We start from the raw sequence: 15,889 nt of genomic DNA, 5'->3' as shown, positions 1-15,889 counted from the left end.
TTCAACCCTTGAGCGAGTTGAGCTCGTCGACGTTGATGTTGGACTTGTTGCGGAACAACAGCACCAGCAACGCGAGACCGATCGCCGACTCGGCCGCGGCCACCGTCAGGATGAAGAACACGAAGATCTGGCCGTGCATGTCGCCCAGGTAGTGCGAGAAGGCCACGAAGTTCATGTTGACCGCCAGCAGCATCAGCTCGATGGCCATCAGCAGCACGATCAGGTTCTTGCGGTTCAGGAAGATGCCGATCACCGACAGCGCGAAGAGCATCGCGCCGAGCGAGAGAAAGTGTCCGAGCGTGAGCGTCATGCCTTGTTTTCCTTTGCCGCTTCAACGGGCGGTGCTTCCACCACGGGTTCGGCTGCACGCGTCACCGGCATCTGCACGATGCGCACGCGGTCGCGCGCCTTCACGCGCACCTGGTCCGACGGGTTGGTGTACTTGCTGTCCTTGCGGGTGCGCAGCGTCAGTGCAATGGCGGCCACGATGGCCACGAGCAGGATGACCGCGGCGATTTCCAGCGGGTAGAGGTACTCGGAATAGAGCAGCTTGCCCAGCTCCATCGTGTTCGAGGTGTTGGGAGAGGTGACCGCCATGGCCCGCGGCGCTTCGCCCAGGCGAAAGCCGCCCATGAGCACGGCCGCCATTTCGAGCGCGATCAGCGCGCCCACGCCGGCCGCGAGCGGGAAGTGCTTCCAGAAGCCCTGTCGCAAGCTGTCGACGTTGATGTCCAGCATCATCACGACGAAGAGGAACAGCACCATCACGGCGCCGACGTACACCAGCACGAGCGAGATCGCGAGGAACTCGGCGCGCAGCAGCAACCAGATGGCCGAAGCCTGGAAGAAAGCCAGCACCAGGTACAGCGCGGCGTACACGGGATTGCGGGCGGTGATGACGCGGAAGGCTGCAAAAAGCAGCACCACGGCAAACAGATAGAACAGACCGGTCTTGACGTCCATTGGAATTCGGGTGGGTACGGGTTTCGGGCTGGACGGATCAGCGGTACTTGGCGTCGGCCGCCTTGTTCGCTGCAATTTCTTTTTCGTAGCGGTCGCCCACGGCCAGCAGCATGTCCTTGGTGAAGTACAGGTCGCCGCGCTTTTCGCCGTGGTATTCGAAGATGTGGGTCTCCACGATCGAGTCGACCGGGCAGCTCTCTTCGCAGAAGCCGCAGAAGATGCACTTGGTCAGGTCGATGTCGTAGCGCGTGGTGCGGCGCGAGCCGTCGTCGCGCACATCCGATTCAATGGTGATCGCCAGCGCCGGGCAGACGGCTTCGCAGAGCTTGCAGGCGATGCAGCGCTCCTCGCCGTTTTCATAGCGGCGCAGCGCGTGCAGGCCGCGAAAACGCGGCGACAGCGGTGTCTTCTCTTCGGGGAACTGAACCGTGATCTTGCGGGCGAAGGCGTACTTGCCCGTGATCGCCAGGCCCTTGAACAGTTCGAACAGCATGAAGCTGCCCAAAAAATCCTTGAGCGAGAACGGTGCGGAAGCCAGCTTGGAAGGGCGCGCGAGCGCGCTGGCGGATTGCGCAGCAGTCATGATATTGGCGCTTCCAGTTATTTCCAGATGTTGAACGGCGTCTGCATCCAGCCACCGACCACGACCAGCCACACCAGGGTGACGGGAATGAAGATCTTCCAGCCCAGACGCATGATCTGGTCATAACGGAAGCGCGGGAACGTCGAGCGCACCCACAGGAACATGGTGACCACGCAGAAGGTCTTGGCACCGAGCCAGATCCAGCCAGGGATGAAGCTGAGGAACTCGAACGGTGGCAGCCAGCCGCCCAGGAACAGCACCACGGTCAGGATCGAGACCAGCCACATGTTGGCGTACTCGGCCAGGAAGAACATCGCGAAGCTCATGCCCGAGTACTCGATCATGTGGCCGGCGACGATTTCCGATTCGCCTTCCACCACGTCGAACGGATGGCGGTTGGTTTCGGCCAGGCCCGAGATGAAGTAGACGACGAAGATCGGCAGCAGCGGCAGCCAGTTCCACGACAGGAAGCCCACGCCCATGTTGGCGAAGATGCCCTTGCCCTGCACATTCACGATCTCGCTCATGTTCAGACTGCCGGTGACCATCAGCACCACGACGAAGCAGAAGCCCATCGCGATTTCGTAGCTCACCATCTGTGCCGAGGCGCGCAGTGCGCCCAGGAACGCGTACTTCGAGTTCGATGCCCAGCCGGCGATGATCACGCCGTACACCTCGAGCGAGGTGATGGCCATCACGAACAGGAGACCGGCATTGATGTTGGCCAGCGCCACGTCGGGGCCGAAGGGAATCACGGCCCATGCGGCGAGCGCCGGCATGATGGTCATGATCGGGCCCAGCAGGAACAGGCCCTTGTTGGCGACCGTCGGAATGATGATTTCCTTGGTCATCAGCTTGAGCGCGTCGGCAATCGGCTGTAGCAGGCCCATCGGTCCGATGCGGTTCGGGCCCACGCGGATCTGCGTGAAGCCGATGGCCTTGCGCTCCCACAGCGTGAGGTAGGCCACGGCCAGCATCAGCGGGATCACGACCACGATGATCTTGATCAGCGTCCAGATCACGGGCCATGCCACTGCCGTCCACCAGCCTGCGCCGATCAGCCCCTGGCCGAAGCCATGAATGGTGTCGATCATGCCAATGCCTCCTCGGCCTGACCCGATGCGACCGGTGCGTTCGATGCGTTGCGTGCATCGGCCGTCAGTTGCAGCGACGGGGCGCGGCGCACGATGGAGTCGAGCTGATAGATGCTCGCGACCACAGGTGCCGGTGCGGCGCCGTTGGAGGCGACGGCGTTCGCGGCCGTTGCATTGTTCAGGGCGTTGGCCGGAAGCGCACCGCCCTCGCCCACCATCTTGAGCACGTCGGCGGTCGATTCGAACGCGAAGCCGGGCAGGCCCAGCAGGTTGGCCAGCACGCGCAGCACCTTCCACGCCGGACGCGCTTCGCCTTGCGGCTTCACGACGGCATGGAAAGCTTGCAGGCGGCCTTCGGCATTGACGAAGGTGCCGGGGGTTTCGGTGAACGGGGCGATCGGCAGCAGCACGTCGCTGAATTCGAGGTTGGCCTTGAAGGGACTCAGCGTGACGACCATCTGCGCGTTGCCGACGACATCGGCAGCGGCGGCACCGGCGGCCGAATCGAACACCGGTTCGGTGTTCAGCAGCAGCACGGCCTTGAGGCCGGAGCCCGCGGCGAGCATGCGGCCGGCATCGAGGCCGCCGTTCTTCGGATAGGCGCCTACGAGTTGCGCGCCCACGGTGTTGGCGGCTTCGGTCAGGTAGCCGACGGTCGCGCCGGTCTGTGCGCCGATCCAGTTCGCAAGGGCCAGCAGGCTGCTGGCTTGCGCGTGGTGGGCGGCGGCATTGCCGAGCAGGATGACCTTGCGTTCGCCGCCCAGCAGCGACGCTGCGATGGCTTGCGCGGCGGCATCGGGTTCGTTCTTCGGTGCCAGAGGTGCGGTGGCACCATTGGTCTTGCCGATGGCGGCGGCGACCGCGGCCAGCGCCTCGACCCATTGGCCCGCGTCGACGATGGTCGACTGCGCGGCGGTGATGGCCCACGCCTCGCGGTCGGCCATCAGGTCGGCCGAGGTGATCACCGACAGCGCGGCGCCCTTGCGCACGGCCTGGCGGATGCGCTGCGCAAACAGCGGATGGTCCTTGCGCAGGTTCGAGCCGACGACCAGCGCGCGCTGCACTTGCGTCAGGGAAGCGATCGAGGTGCCGAGCCAGCGCACGCCTTCGAACGCCGTGAATTCCGCGTTGCGGAGGCGGTAATCGATGTTGTCGCTGCCCAGTTCACGCGTGAGCATGGCGGCGAGCTGCAGCTCTTCGAGCGTGCTGTGCGGGCTCACCAGCGTGCCGATGCTTTGCGCGCCGTGGTCGGTCTTGATCTGCTTCAGGCCATTGGCCACGTATTCGAGCGCGGTCTGCCAGTCGACCTGCTGCCATTGGCCGCCCTGCTTGAGCATGGGCTGCGTCAGGCGTTCGGGGCCGTTGAGGGCTTCGTACGAGAAGCGGTCGCGGTCGGCGATCCAGCATTCGTTGACGTCTTCGTTCTCCAGAGGCACCACGCGCATCACGCGGTTGTTCTTGACCTGCACGATCAGGTTCGAGCCGGTGGAGTCGTGCGGGCTCACCGACTTGCGGCGCGACAGTTCCCAGGTGCGGGCGCTGTAGCGGAACGGCTTGCTCGTGAGCGCGCCGACCGGGCAGATGTCGATCATGTTGCCCGAGAGTTCGGAGTCAACCGAGTCGCCGAGGAAGGTCTCGATTTCGGAGTGCTCGCCGCGCTGGGTCATGCCCAGCTCCATCACGCCGGCCACTTCCTGGCCGAAGCGGACGCACCGCGTGCAATGGATGCAGCGGCTCATCTCTTCCATGCTGATGAGCGGGCCGACGTCCTTGTGGAAGACGACGCGCTTTTCTTCTTCGTAGCGCGAAGAAGAGCCGCCGTAGCCGACGGCCAGGTCCTGCAGCTGGCATTCGCCGCCCTGGTCGCAGATGGGGCAATCCAGCGGGTGGTTGATCAGGAGGAACTCCATGACCGACTGCTGCGCCTTGATGGCCTTCTCGCTCTTGGTGCGAACGATCATGCCCTGTGTGACGGGTGTGGCGCAGGCCGGCATCGGCTTGGGCGCCTTCTCCACGTCGACCAGGCACATGCGGCAGTTGGCCGCGATGCTGAGTTTCTTGTGATAGCAGAAGTGCGGGATGTAGGTGCCCGCCTTGTCGGCCGCATGCATCACCATGCTGCCTTCGGTCACTTCGACCTTCTTGCCGTCGAGTTCGATTTCGATCATGAGTATGTTTCTTCTCGCGCTCAGGCCTGGACGGGCGCCTTCGGGACATAGCCCGGGATCAAGGCCTCGAATTCGTGACGGAAGTGCTTGATCATGGCGCGCACCGGCATCGCCGCCGCATCGCCGAGGGCGCAGATGGTGCGGCCCTGGATGTTGTCTGCCACGGAGTTCAAGAGGTCCATGTCGGTCGCCTTGCCCTGCCCGTTGTGGATGCGGTCCACCACGCGGTAGAGCCAGCCCGTGCCTTCGCGGCACGGCGTGCACTGGCCGCAGGACTCGTGCATGTAGAAGTACGACAGGCGCTTGAGCGACTCGACCATCGAGCGGCTGTCGTCCATGACGATCACCGCGCCCGAGCCCAGCATGGAACCGGCCTTGGCGATGGAGTCGTAGTCCATGGTGCAGGCCATCATGATGTCGGCGGGCAGCACCGGCGAGGACGATCCGCCGGGGATCACCGCCTTGAGCGTGCGGCCCTTGCGCACGCCGCCGCACAGTTCCAGCAGCTTGGAGAACGGCGTGCCCATGGGCACTTCGTAGTTGCCGGGCAGCTCGACGTCACCGCTGACCGAATAGATCTTGGTGCCGCCGTTGTTCGGCTTGCCGCATTCGAGGTAGGCCGGACCGCCGTTGTTGATGATCCAGGGCACCGCCGCGAAGGTCTCGGTGTTGTTGATCGTGGTGGGCTTGCCGTACAGGCCGAAGCTCGCCGGGAACGGCGGCTTGAAGCGCGGCTGGCCCTTCTTGCCTTCGAGCGATTCGAGCAGCGCGGTTTCCTCGCCGCAGATGTAGGCGCCGAAGCCGTGGGCCGCGTGCAACTGGAAGTTGTACGTGCTGCCCATGATCGCGTCGCCGAGGTAGCCGGCCGCGCGCGCCTCTTCGAGGGCTTCCTCGAAGCGGTCGTAGCTCTGGAAGATCTCGCCGTGGATGTAGTTGTAGCCCACGCTGATGCCCATCGCATAGGCGGCGATGGCCATGCCTTCGATCACGATGTGCGGGTTGAACTGCAGGATGTCGCGGTCCTTGCACGTGCCCGGCTCGCCTTCGTCGGAGTTGCAGACGAGGTACTTCTGGCCCGGGAACTGGCGGGGCATGAAGCTCCACTTCAGGCCCGTCGGGAAACCCGCGCCGCCGCGGCCGCGAAGGCCCGAGGCCTTCACTTCGGCGATCACTTGGTCGGGCGTGAGGCCCTCGGTGAGGATCTTGCGCAGCGCCTTGTAGCCGCCGCGCGCTTCGTAGTCGGCCAGGCGCCAGTTGGTGCCATTCAGGCCCGCGTAGATCTGCGGCTCGATGTGGCGGTCATGGAAACAGGTCTGCACGCCCGTCGCCTGGAACTGCTGGAGTACTTGCTCGGGTGACATTACGCGGCCTCCCCTTTGGTCGAGCCACGCAGGCCCTCGATGAGCTGGTCGAGCTTCTCGTTGCTCATGAAGCTGCACATGGTGCGGTCGTTGACCAGCATCACGGGCGAGTCGGCGCAGGCGCCCAGGCACTCGCTCTGCTGCAGCGTGAACAAACCGTCGTCGGTCGTCTCGCCCATCTTGATGCCCAGCTTCTTCTCGAGGTGAACGAGCGCGGTGACGCCGTCACGCAGCTGGCACGGCAGGTTGGTGCACACGTTGAGCTTGAACTTGCCCACCGGGTGCTGGTTGTACATGTTGTAGAAGGTCGTCACCTCGTGCACGGCGATGGGCGCCATGCCGAGGTAGTCGGCGATCTCGCGCTCGCGCTGCATGCTGATGTAGCCTTCGCCCTGCTGGACGATGGCCAGGCACGCCATCACGGCGGAGGCCTTGCCGGCCTCGGGGTACTTGGCGACTTCGCGCGCAAAGCGCTCGAGGACGTCGGCCGTCAGCGGCGCCGAAGGGGCCGCGTCGTGGTGATGGGTTGAGGAAGTCGTCATTCGCTCTTTCTCACCTGTCGATTTCGCCGAACACGATGTCCATCGTGCCGATCACCGCGACAGCGTCGGCGATCATGTGACCGCGCGACATTTCGTCGAGGGCGGCGAGGTGCGGGAAGCCGGGGGCGCGGATCTTCAGGCGGTAGGGCTTGTTGGCGCCGTCGCTCACGAGGTAGATGCCGAACTCGCCCTTCGGATGCTCGACGGCGGCATAGGCCTCGCCTTCGGGCACGTGGAAGCCTTCGGTGAAAAGCTTGAAATGGTGGATCAGCTCCTCCATGTTCGCCTTCATCGATTCGCGCGCGGGCGCGGCGACCTTGTGGTTGTCGGTGATCACCGGGCCGGGATTGGCGCGCAGCCATGCCGAGCACTGCTGGATGATCTTGTTGGCCTGGCGCATCTCTTCGACGCGCACGAGGTAGCGGTCGTAGCAGTCGCCGGTCTTGCCCACGGGCACGTCGAACTGCATCTGGTCGTAGACGTCGTAGGGCTGCTTCTTGCGCAGGTCCCATTCGATGCCCGAGCCGCGCAGCATCGGGCCGGTGAAGCCCAGGTTCAGCGCGCGCTCCGGCGTCACGACGCCGATGCCCACGGTGCGCTGCTTCCAGATGCGGTTGTCGGTGAGCAGCGTCTCGTACTCGTCGACCATCTTCGGGAAGCGCTTGCAGAAGTCGTCCACGAAGTCGAGGAGAGAACCCTGGCGGTTCTCGTTCAGGCGCTCGATGGCCTTCGCGTTCTTGATCTTGCTGACCTTGTACTGCGGCATCGCGTCCGGCAGGTCGCGGTACACGCCACCCGGACGGAAGTACGCCGCGTGCATGCGCGCGCCGGAGACGGCCTCGTACATGTCGAACAGGTCTTCGCGCTCGCGGAAGCAGTAGATGAGCATGTTCATCGCGCCGCAGTCCAGACCGTGCGCGCCGAGCCACAGAAGGTGGTTCAGGAGACGGGTGATCTCGGCGAACATCACGCGGATGTACTGCGCGCGGATCGGCACGTCCAGGCCCATCATCCGCTCGATGGCCAGGCAGTAGGCGTGCTCGTTGGACATCATCGACACGTAGTCGAGGCGGTCCATGTAGGGCAGCGACTGGATGAAGGTGCGCGATTCGGCGAGCTTCTCGGTCGCGCGGTGCAGGAGACCGATGTGCGGGTCGGCGCGCTGGATCACTTCGCCGTCGAGCTCGAGCACCAGGCGCAGCACGCCGTGCGCGGCCGGATGCTGGGGGCCGAAGTTGAGGGTGTAGTTCTTGATTTCGGCCATATCAGTGCAAACCGCCGCCGTAGTTGTCTTCACGGATCACGCGTGGCGTGATTTCCCGCGGCTCGATCGATACCGGCTGGTACACGACGCGCTTTTGTTCTTCGTCGTAACGCATTTCGACGTGACCCGACACCGGGAAGTCCTTGCGGAACGGATGGCCGATGAAACCGTAGTCGGTCAGGATGCGGCGCAGGTCGTCGTGGCCGTCGAACACGATGCCGTAGAGGTCGAACGCTTCGCGCTCGAACCAGGTGGCAGCACTCCAGACGGGCTGGAGCGAGTCGACCACGGGCAGGTCTTCGTGGGGCGCGAACACCTTCAGGCGCACGCGCTGGTTGAGCGTGACAGACAGCAAGTGCGAGACGACGCAGAAGCGCTCGCCCTGCCACTCGCCTTCGCGGTAGTCGGAGTAGTCCATGCCGCAGAGGTCGATCAGTTGCTCGAAGCGGCAGCCGGGCGCATCGCGCAGCAGCGTGGCCACGTCGATGTAGTCGGCGGCGCTCACCACGACAGTCACCTCGCCCAGCGCGAGCGTCACGCTCTTGGCCTTGGCGCCGAGCGTCTCGGTGATGGTGGCGCGCAGCACCTCCGGCGAAATTGCAAAGTCAGTCATCGTCGGCAATCTCTCAGGCGCGGGCAATGGTGTTGGTGCGGCGAATCTTCTGCTGCAGCTGGATCACGCCGTAGAGCAATGCCTCGGCGGTGGGCGGGCAACCCGGAACGTAGACGTCGACCGGCACGATGCGGTCGCAGCCGCGCACGACCGAATAGCTGTAGTGGTAGTAGCCACCGCCGTTCGCGCACGAGCCCATCGAGAGCACCCAGCGCGGCTCGGGCATCTGGTCGTAGACCTTGCGCAGCGCCGGCGCCATCTTGTTGCACAGCGTGCCGGCCACGATCATCAGATCGGACTGGCGCGGGCTTGGACGGAACAGCATGCCGAAACGGTCGATGTCGTAGCGGGCCGCGCCCGCGTGCATCATTTCGACCGCACAGCATGCGAGGCCGAACGTCATCGGCCAGAGAGATCCGGTCTTCGCCCAATTCACCACCGAGTCGTAGGTGGTGGTGACGAAACCTTCTTTGAGAACGCCTTCAATGGCCATCGTGATTCCTTGTCATTCCCAGTCGAGCGCGCCTTTTTTCCACTCGTAGATGAAACCTACGACGAGGATGGCGAGAAAGATCATCATGGCCCAGAAGCCGACAGCACCGATCTCCTTGAGCGCAATGGCCCACGGGAAGAGAAAGGCAATTTCGAGATCGAACAGGATGAAGAGAATGGCAACGAGGTAATAGCGCACGTCGAATTTCATGCGCGCATCCTCGAAGGCTTCGAAGCCACACTCGTAGGGAGCGTTCTTCGCAGCGTCTGGCCGGTTGGGGCCGAGGATGTATCCGATGACTTGGGGGGCGACGCCTACGCCGACTCCGACCAAAATGAACAAAAGGACGGGAAGGTAGGAATCGAGGTTCATCGAGAAATTTTCACCGCTTGCCACCGGCAAGAAGAACCTCTGGATGAGGTTTTCTGCCGATGAGATTTGGTGCGGTCGGCGAGACTCGAACTCGCACAGCTTTCGCCACTACCCCCTCAAGATAGCGTGTCTACCAATTTCACCACGACCGCGGTTTTTGCTGTTCAGATGGCATGAGGTACCGGTTAAGGCATTTGGCTTTCTGAACAGCTTTAGAGTTTACCCTGAAATACAGCCGTTTCTCGCCGACGACTGCATGAAAACGACTGGATTACTTGTTCGGAATCTGACCGGCGCCCGAAACGGGTGCGGCAGGTGCCGAAGCCGGTGCGCTCGGAGCGCCCGCGCCAGGGATTTCGCCTGCGGCGCCGGATGCCGGCGTGGCCGGCGCAGCGGGTGCGCCCACGGCCGCACGCTCCAGAAGACTGCCGCCGCCCACAGGACGGGCGTGGCTGAAGTACGCGAGCAGCAGCGTGCATGCGAAGAACACCGCGGCCAGCACGGCCGTGGTGCGCGAGAGGAAGTTCGCGCTGCCGCTGGCACCGAACAGGCTGCCGGCACTGCCGCTGCCGAAGGCGGCGCCCATGTCGGCGCCCTTGCCGTGCTGGATCAGGATCAGGCCGATCATCGCCAGGGCCGCCAGCATTTGCACGCCGACCAGAAGGTTGAGGACCACGTTCATTCGTTCTTACTCCTAATTGATGACAGCCGTTGCGCGTTCAGCGCGCAGCGGCAGAAATGATCTGCAGAAAGTCGGGGGCCTTGAGGGACGCGCCGCCGATGAGGCCGCCGTCGATGTCGGCCTGCGCCAGCAGTTCGGCGGCATTGGCCGCGTTCATGCTGCCGCCGTAAAGAATGCAGATACCGGCAGCGTGCTCGCTCGCGGCATGGTGCAGTTGCGCACGCAGCACGGCATGCACCGCCTGCGCCTGTTCGGGCGTTGCCGTCTTGCCGGTGCCGATGGCCCAGACGGGCTCGTAGGCCACGACGATTTCGCTGATGCAGTGGCCATTCACATGGATCACCGCGGCCAGCTGGCGCTTGACGACTTCTTCGGTCTGCCCTGCTTCGCGCTCGGCCAGCGTTTCGCCGACGCAGACGATCGGCGTGATGCCGTTCGCCAGAGCCGCGGCCGCCTTCGCCGCCACCGTCTCGTCGGTTTCGCCGTGGTACTGCCGACGCTCGGAGTGACCGACGATGGCATAGCGCACGCCGAAATCCTTCAACATCGCCGCCGACTGCTCGCCGGTGAACGCGCCTTGCGGATGCGCCGAAACGTCCTGCGCACCGAGCGCCAGCGACGGCGAGCCCGCCAGCAGCGATTGCAGCTGGGCGAAGTACGGCGCCGGCGCGCACAGCGCGACATCGCAAGCGGCCGGGCTTGCCGCCAGGCCTTGCTGCAGAGCCTTCACCAGCGCCTCGTTGGCGGCCAGGCCGCCATTCATCTTCCAGTTGCCGGCGATCAGTTTCTTCTTGGTTGTCATCGCGTTGTTCGTTGTCACCATGTCAGCACGATCTTGCCGATGTGCTGGTTCGATTCCATGAGCCTGTGAGCCTGGGCCGCACCACTCGTCGTGCCATCGGGTTCACCCGCCGCCACAAAAGTGCTGTGGATCACGGGCTTGATCGCGCCGCTTTCGAGCAGCGGCCAGACCTTCTCGCGCAATGCCTTGGCGATCGCACCCTTGAACGCCACCGGCCGCGGCCGCAGCGTCGAGCCGGTGATCGTGAGGCGCCTGCGCAGCACGAGGCCCGCATTGATCTGGGCTTTCACGCCGCCTTGCACCGCGATGATCACGAGCCGGCCGTCTTCGGCCAGGCACTCGATCTCGCGCGCCACGTAGTCGCCGGCCACCATGTCCAGGATCACGTCCACGCCCTTGCCACCGGTGAGCTTCTTCGCCTCTTCGACGAAGTCGCTCGTGCGGTAGTTGATGGCGTGGTCGGCACCCAGCTTCTTGCAGGCTTCGCACTTGCCGTCGCTGCCGGCCGTGACGATCACCGTCGCGCCCAGCGCCTTGGCGATCTGGATCGCCGTGACGCCGATGCCGCTGGAGCCGCCCTGGATCAGGAGCGTCTCGCCCTTTTGCAGGCGGCCGCGCTCGAACACGTTGCTCCAGACGGTGAAGAAGGTCTCGGGGAGCGAAGCCGCGTCGGCATCGCTCCAGCCCTTGGGCACCGGCAGGCACTGCGCCACGGGCGCCACGCACAGCTGGGCATAGCCGCCACCGGCGATCAGCGCGCAGACGCGGTCACCGATCTTGAAGCCCGCCTCGGCCAGCGCCGCGGCGTCGCCCGAGACGATCTCGCCGGCCACTTCGAGGCCCGGCAGGTCGGAGGCGCCCGGCGGCACCGGATAGTGGCCCATGCGCTGCAGCACGTCGGGGCGATTCACCCCGCTGGCTGCGACGCGAATCAGCAATTCGCCCACGCCCGCCACCGGATCGGGACGATCGGCCACGCGCAGCACCTCAGGGGCGCCGTACGAAGTGATTTCAATGGCTTTCATGGTCTTTCGGCCTCCAACGCCCGCAGGTGGGGCGCAGCTAGCTGTTCAAAAGATAGCAACGGCAGGTTTGCTGCCGTTGCGCCCTTCTTACTCCTGAGGCTCGCGCGGTGCTTGCGACTGCTCGCCGGCCGGAGCCTGCTGCTGGTCGTTGCGCGGTTGCTGCTGCTGGTCGTTGAAGCGCGGTGCGCGCTCGCCACGATCACCACCACGGTCGCCGCCGCGATCGCCACGGTCCGAACGCTCACGGCGCTCGCCACCACGATCGCCGCGGTCACCACGGTCTTCACGCGGCGGGCGCTCGCTGTACTCCATGCCGGCCGGACGCTCGGTCAGGGCCTTCATGGACAGCTTGACGCGGCCCTTCTCGTCGGTCTCCAGGACCTTGACCTTCACGATCTGGCCTTCGCTCAGATAGTCGGTCACCTTCTCGACGCGTTCGTGCGCGATCTGGCTGATGTGCAGCAGGCCGTCCTTGCCGGGCAGCAGGTTGATGAGCGCGCCGAAGTCCAGGATCTTGGTGACCGGGCCTTCGTAGACCTTGCCGATTTCGACTTCGGCGGTGATCTGCTCGATGCGCTTCTTGGCGAACTCGGCCTTTTCCGGATCGGTCGAGGCGATGGTGATGGTGCCGTCTTCGTCGATGTTGATCGTCGTGCCGGTTTCTTCCTGCAGGCCGCGGATGACCGAGCCGCCCTTGCCGATCACGTCGCGGATCTTCTCGGGGTTGATCTTCAGCGTGGTCAGGCGCGGTGCGAAGCTGGAGACTTCGGCCTTGGCCTCGCCCATGGCTTCCTGCATCTTGCCCAGGATATGCATGCGCGCTTCCTTGGCCTGCGCCAGTGCGACCTGCATGATTTCCTTGGTGATGCCCTGGATCTTGATGTCCATCTGCAGCGCGGTGATGCCGTTGGTCGTGCCGGCCACCTTGAAGTCCATGTCGCCCAGGTGATCTTCGTCGCCCAGGATGTCGGTCAGCACGGCGAAGCGGTTGTCTTCCTTGATCAGGCCCATGGCGATGCCGGCCACGTGCGCCTTCATCGGCACGCCCGCGTCCATCATCGAGAGGCAGCCGCCGCAGACCGAAGCCATCGACGAGGAGCCGTTCGACTCGGTGATTTCCGAGACCACGCGCACGGTGTACGGGAATTCTTCCTTGGTCGGCAGCACGGCGACGAGCGCGCGCTTTGCCAGGCGGCCGTGGCCGATTTCGCGGCGCTTGGTCGAGCCCATGCGGCCCACTTCACCGGTGGCGAAGGGAGGCATGTTGTAGTGGAACAGGAAGCGGTCTTCGTACTCGCCGGCCAGCGCGTCGATGCGCTGCGCGTCGCGTTCGGTGCCGAGCGTGGTGATGACCAGCGCCTGCGTTTCGCCGCGCGTGAACAGGGCCGAGCCGTGGGTGCGGGGCAGCACGGAATTGCGGATCTCGATGGGGCGCACGGTGCGCGTGTCGCGGCCGTCGATGCGGGGTTCGCCCGACAGGATCTGGCTGCGCACGATCTTCGATTCGATGGCGAACAGCAGGTCGTTGACCTTGCCGGCGTCGAAGGGCTCGCCGCTTTCCTTGAGCGTGCTCATGACGCTGGCGTTGGCTTCGCGCAGGGCTTGCGTGCGGGCCTGCTTGCTGCGGATCTGATAAACGGCGCGCAGCTTTTCTTCGGCCAGGCCCTTGACCTTGGCGACGAAGGCTTCGTCTTCGGCCGGTGCCTGCCAGTCCCACACGGGCTTGCCGGCGTCGCGCACGAGGTCATGGATCGCGTTGATCGCGATGCCGGCCTGTTCGTGGCCGAACACCACGCCGCCGAGCATGATTTCTTCGCTCAGTTGCTGGGCTTCGGACTCGACCATCAGCACGGCGGCTTGCGTGCCGGCGACGACGAGGTCCATCTGCGAATCCTTGCGGGCGGTCTGGCCCGGATTCAGCACGTACTGGCCGTTGATGTAGCCCACGCGGGCGGCACCGATCGGACCGCTGAACGGGATGCCGGAGATCGACAGCGCGGCGCTCACGCCGATCATGGCTGCGATGTCGGCGTCGACTTCGGGGTTCAGCGACACGGTATGGATGACCACGTGCACTTCGTTCAGGAAGCCTTCGGGGAACAGCGGGCGGATCGGACGGTCGATCAGGCGGCTGGTCAGCGTTTCGTGTTCGCTGGGCTTGGCTTCGCGCTTGAAGAAGCTGCCGGGGATCTTGCCCGCGGCGTAGGTCTTCTCGATGTAGTCGACGGTCAGCGGGAAGAAGTCCTGGCCCGGCTTGGCGGACTTGGAGGCGACCACGGTCGCCAGGATCACGGTGCCGTCGATGTCGACCAGCACGGCGCCATTGGCCTGGCGGGCGACTTCGCCCGTTTCCATGACAACGGTCTTGTCGCCCCATTGGAAGGACTTGGTGACTTTGTTGAAGAGGCTCATGTTTGCTCCTGTTTTAGTAGCGAACCACACAGGGCTCGCAAGGGGCGGAGGCTGTCTCAGAACACGATGCCATTCCAGCGAAGCTCGGGGAGAACTTCATTGGAATGACACAGCTTCGCTCTGTTTTGGCACTCCGAAAATGGATCGCGAAGTAAAAAACGCCTGAGCTAGCGGACTAACCCAGGCGTTTTTTCATGCGATTCGGTTTACTTGCGCAGACCCAGCTTGGCGATCAGCGCGGTGTAACGGTCGGCGTCCTTGGACTTGAGGTAGTCCAGGAGCTTGCGGCGGCGGCTCACCATGCGCAGCAGGCCGCGACGGCCGTGGTGGTCCTTGGCGTGCGTCTTGAAGTGGGGGGTGAGCTCGTTGATACGGGCGGTCAGCAGTGCGACTTGCACTTCGGGGCTGCCAGTGTCGTTGGCGGCGCGGGCGTTGTCTTTGACGACTTCGGCCTTGATGGAGGCTGCGATCATGTTGAATTTCCTTGTTCCGGGATGTTTGACTTGCGGTGAGCGCTGGAACTGCCCTCACCGTGCGCCTTGCGGCATGCAAAGCCTCGGGATTATAGCTCGGCATGCCTGAGGGGGCTTTCGGGGCGTTTCCCACCCCGTCCATCGAGCGACGCCAGCCCCACCGCGCCCAGCACGCACGCAGCCCCGCCGACCTGCGCCAGACTGATACTTTCGTCCAGCCAAAGCGCCGCCAGTATCAGCGCAGAAACCGGCAGGAGCGCCGTGAAGAGCGCCGCTTCCGCCCCCTTGAGCCGCGCCGATCCGGCAAACCAGAGGACGAAACCCAGCACCGTCGGCACCAGCGCGTAATAGGCGACGCCGACCAGCGCATCGTTCGGCAACGGGTGCTCCCAGGCGCGCTCGAACAGCGCCGGCACCAGCGACAGGAGGAGGCCGAAAGCCGTCATCAGCGTCGACAGCGCGAGCGGCCGCACAGGAACGCGTAAACGCTTGTTGAGAAGGATGAACATCGCCTCGCAAACGACCGCGCCCAACACCAACAGGTTGCCGACCATCGCCGCAGGGGATTTCGAGTCCCCCGCGGCGCCCTCCCCCGGCCAGCTGATCGCCAGCACGCCCGCCGTCGCCAGCACGATGCTGCCGATCAGGTAGCGCCCCGGCCGCTCGCGCAGCGCCAGCACCGCCACCAGCGCCGCGACAGCCGGCAGCGTGCCCGCCACCACACCCGCGCTGGCGGCAGGCGCCCAGCGCACGCCCAGGATCAGCAGCACTGTGTAGCCGACGCTCCCCAGCCCGGCCTGGCACAGCAGCAGCGCCAGGTCGCGCCGGTCGGGCCGCGGCCACGGCGTGCGCGTCACCCGCAGCAGCAGGAGAAACACAGGCAGCGCCATCGCGAACCGCAGCGCCGTCGCGGTGAACGGCGGCAGGCCGCCTGCAATCACCTTGCTGGCCACCACCGTGCTGCCCACCGTGACCATCGCCAGCGCGCACAGCGCCATTCCCTTGATTCGTTCCGACATGCATGACCTTTCGCTCTCGAAGA

At 64.7% G+C, this 15,889-nt stretch carries 17 protein-coding genes and 1 tRNA gene; all 18 read right to left on the bottom strand.

The genetic code is table 11. The features are described from left to right. Nucleotide 1 precedes the first annotated feature (1 nt). The 18 genes from nuoK to ACZYRS_RS12745 all read right to left on the bottom strand — a co-directional run bounded on the left by nuoK (nucleotide 2) and on the right by ACZYRS_RS12745 (nucleotide 15,866). Complete coding sequence (gene nuoK / locus ACZYRS_RS12830; RefSeq protein ID WP_007837741.1) at nucleotides 2-310, bottom strand: NADH-quinone oxidoreductase subunit NuoK; 309 nt, start codon at nucleotides 308-310, stop codon at nucleotides 2-4. Further along, a complete protein-coding gene (locus ACZYRS_RS12825; protein WP_463419576.1) occupies nucleotides 307-963 on the bottom strand; it encodes an NADH-quinone oxidoreductase subunit J in 657 nt (218 codons plus the stop codon). Before ACZYRS_RS12825 ends, nuoK begins: the two co-directional genes overlap by 4 nt. Before the next feature lie 37 nt (nucleotides 964-1,000). Continuing rightward, entirely contained in the window at nucleotides 1,001-1,546 is a 546-nt protein-coding gene (nuoI, locus tag ACZYRS_RS12820; protein WP_198784795.1) for an NADH-quinone oxidoreductase subunit NuoI, read from the bottom strand. Between the two features lie 17 nt (nucleotides 1,547-1,563). Beyond that, a complete protein-coding gene (gene nuoH, locus ACZYRS_RS12815) occupies nucleotides 1,564-2,640 on the bottom strand; it encodes an NADH-quinone oxidoreductase subunit NuoH (protein WP_463419575.1) in 1,077 nt (358 codons plus the stop codon). Beyond that, nucleotides 2,637-4,808 (bottom strand): NADH-quinone oxidoreductase subunit NuoG, encoded by a 2,172-nt coding sequence (gene nuoG / locus ACZYRS_RS12810; protein ID WP_463419574.1) that lies wholly within the window; start codon nucleotides 4,806-4,808, stop codon nucleotides 2,637-2,639. Before nuoG ends, nuoH begins: the two co-directional genes overlap by 4 nt. A gap of 20 nt (nucleotides 4,809-4,828) precedes the next feature. Further along, nucleotides 4,829-6,169, bottom strand: coding sequence for an NADH-quinone oxidoreductase subunit NuoF (gene nuoF / locus ACZYRS_RS12805; RefSeq protein WP_198784798.1), 1,341 nt, complete (start codon nucleotides 6,167-6,169; stop codon nucleotides 4,829-4,831). Then, complete coding sequence (locus ACZYRS_RS12800) at nucleotides 6,169-6,711, bottom strand: NADH-quinone oxidoreductase subunit NuoE family protein (RefSeq protein WP_463419573.1); 543 nt, start codon at nucleotides 6,709-6,711, stop codon at nucleotides 6,169-6,171. Before ACZYRS_RS12800 ends, nuoF begins: the two co-directional genes overlap by 1 nt. 10 nt (nucleotides 6,712-6,721) lie before the next feature. Further along, a complete protein-coding gene (locus ACZYRS_RS12795; protein ID WP_042579830.1) occupies nucleotides 6,722-7,975 on the bottom strand; it encodes an NADH-quinone oxidoreductase subunit D in 1,254 nt (417 codons plus the stop codon). Between the two features lies 1 nt (nucleotide 7,976). Beyond that, entirely contained in the window at nucleotides 7,977-8,588 is a 612-nt protein-coding gene (locus tag ACZYRS_RS12790; RefSeq protein ID WP_463419572.1) for an NADH-quinone oxidoreductase subunit C, read from the bottom strand. A 13-nt stretch (nucleotides 8,589-8,601) separates the two neighbouring features. Beyond that, nucleotides 8,602-9,081, bottom strand: coding sequence for a NuoB/complex I 20 kDa subunit family protein (locus ACZYRS_RS12785; RefSeq protein ID WP_007837763.1), 480 nt, complete (start codon nucleotides 9,079-9,081; stop codon nucleotides 8,602-8,604). Between the two features lie 12 nt (nucleotides 9,082-9,093). Beyond that, nucleotides 9,094-9,453, bottom strand: a complete 360-nt coding sequence (locus tag ACZYRS_RS12780) for an NADH-quinone oxidoreductase subunit A (protein WP_041943881.1) — start codon at nucleotides 9,451-9,453, stop codon at nucleotides 9,094-9,096. Between the two features lie 67 nt (nucleotides 9,454-9,520). After that, nucleotides 9,521-9,605, bottom strand: a tRNA-Leu gene (locus ACZYRS_RS12775). A gap of 119 nt (nucleotides 9,606-9,724) precedes the next feature. Continuing rightward, nucleotides 9,725-10,135 (bottom strand): preprotein translocase subunit SecG, encoded by a 411-nt coding sequence (gene secG / locus ACZYRS_RS12770; protein WP_463419571.1) that lies wholly within the window; start codon nucleotides 10,133-10,135, stop codon nucleotides 9,725-9,727. A 37-nt stretch (nucleotides 10,136-10,172) separates the two neighbouring features. Further along, the gene (gene tpiA / locus ACZYRS_RS12765) at nucleotides 10,173-10,958 is read right to left on the bottom strand and encodes a triose-phosphate isomerase (RefSeq protein ID WP_198784801.1); all 786 of its coding nucleotides are present in this window, start codon (nucleotides 10,956-10,958) and stop codon (nucleotides 10,173-10,175) included. Beyond that, the gene (locus ACZYRS_RS12760) at nucleotides 10,952-11,962 is read right to left on the bottom strand and encodes an NAD(P)H-quinone oxidoreductase (protein WP_463419570.1); all 1,011 of its coding nucleotides are present in this window, start codon (nucleotides 11,960-11,962) and stop codon (nucleotides 10,952-10,954) included. Before ACZYRS_RS12760 ends, tpiA begins: the two co-directional genes overlap by 7 nt. A gap of 87 nt (nucleotides 11,963-12,049) precedes the next feature. Further along, complete coding sequence (gene pnp / locus ACZYRS_RS12755) at nucleotides 12,050-14,374, bottom strand: polyribonucleotide nucleotidyltransferase (protein WP_463419569.1); 2,325 nt, start codon at nucleotides 14,372-14,374, stop codon at nucleotides 12,050-12,052. Nucleotides 14,375-14,580: 206 nt separating this feature from the next. Then, the gene (gene rpsO, locus ACZYRS_RS12750) at nucleotides 14,581-14,847 is read right to left on the bottom strand and encodes a 30S ribosomal protein S15 (RefSeq protein ID WP_007837783.1); all 267 of its coding nucleotides are present in this window, start codon (nucleotides 14,845-14,847) and stop codon (nucleotides 14,581-14,583) included. An 89-nt stretch (nucleotides 14,848-14,936) separates the two neighbouring features. Then, nucleotides 14,937-15,866, bottom strand: a complete 930-nt coding sequence (locus tag ACZYRS_RS12745; protein WP_463419568.1) for a DMT family transporter — start codon at nucleotides 15,864-15,866, stop codon at nucleotides 14,937-14,939. Nucleotides 15,867-15,889 lie beyond the last annotated feature (23 nt).

Source organism: Variovorax sp. AC194 (assembly GCF_979257995.1).
The sequence above is the reverse complement of the archived record's forward strand: the minus strand, read 5'-3'. Positions and strand labels throughout refer to the sequence as shown.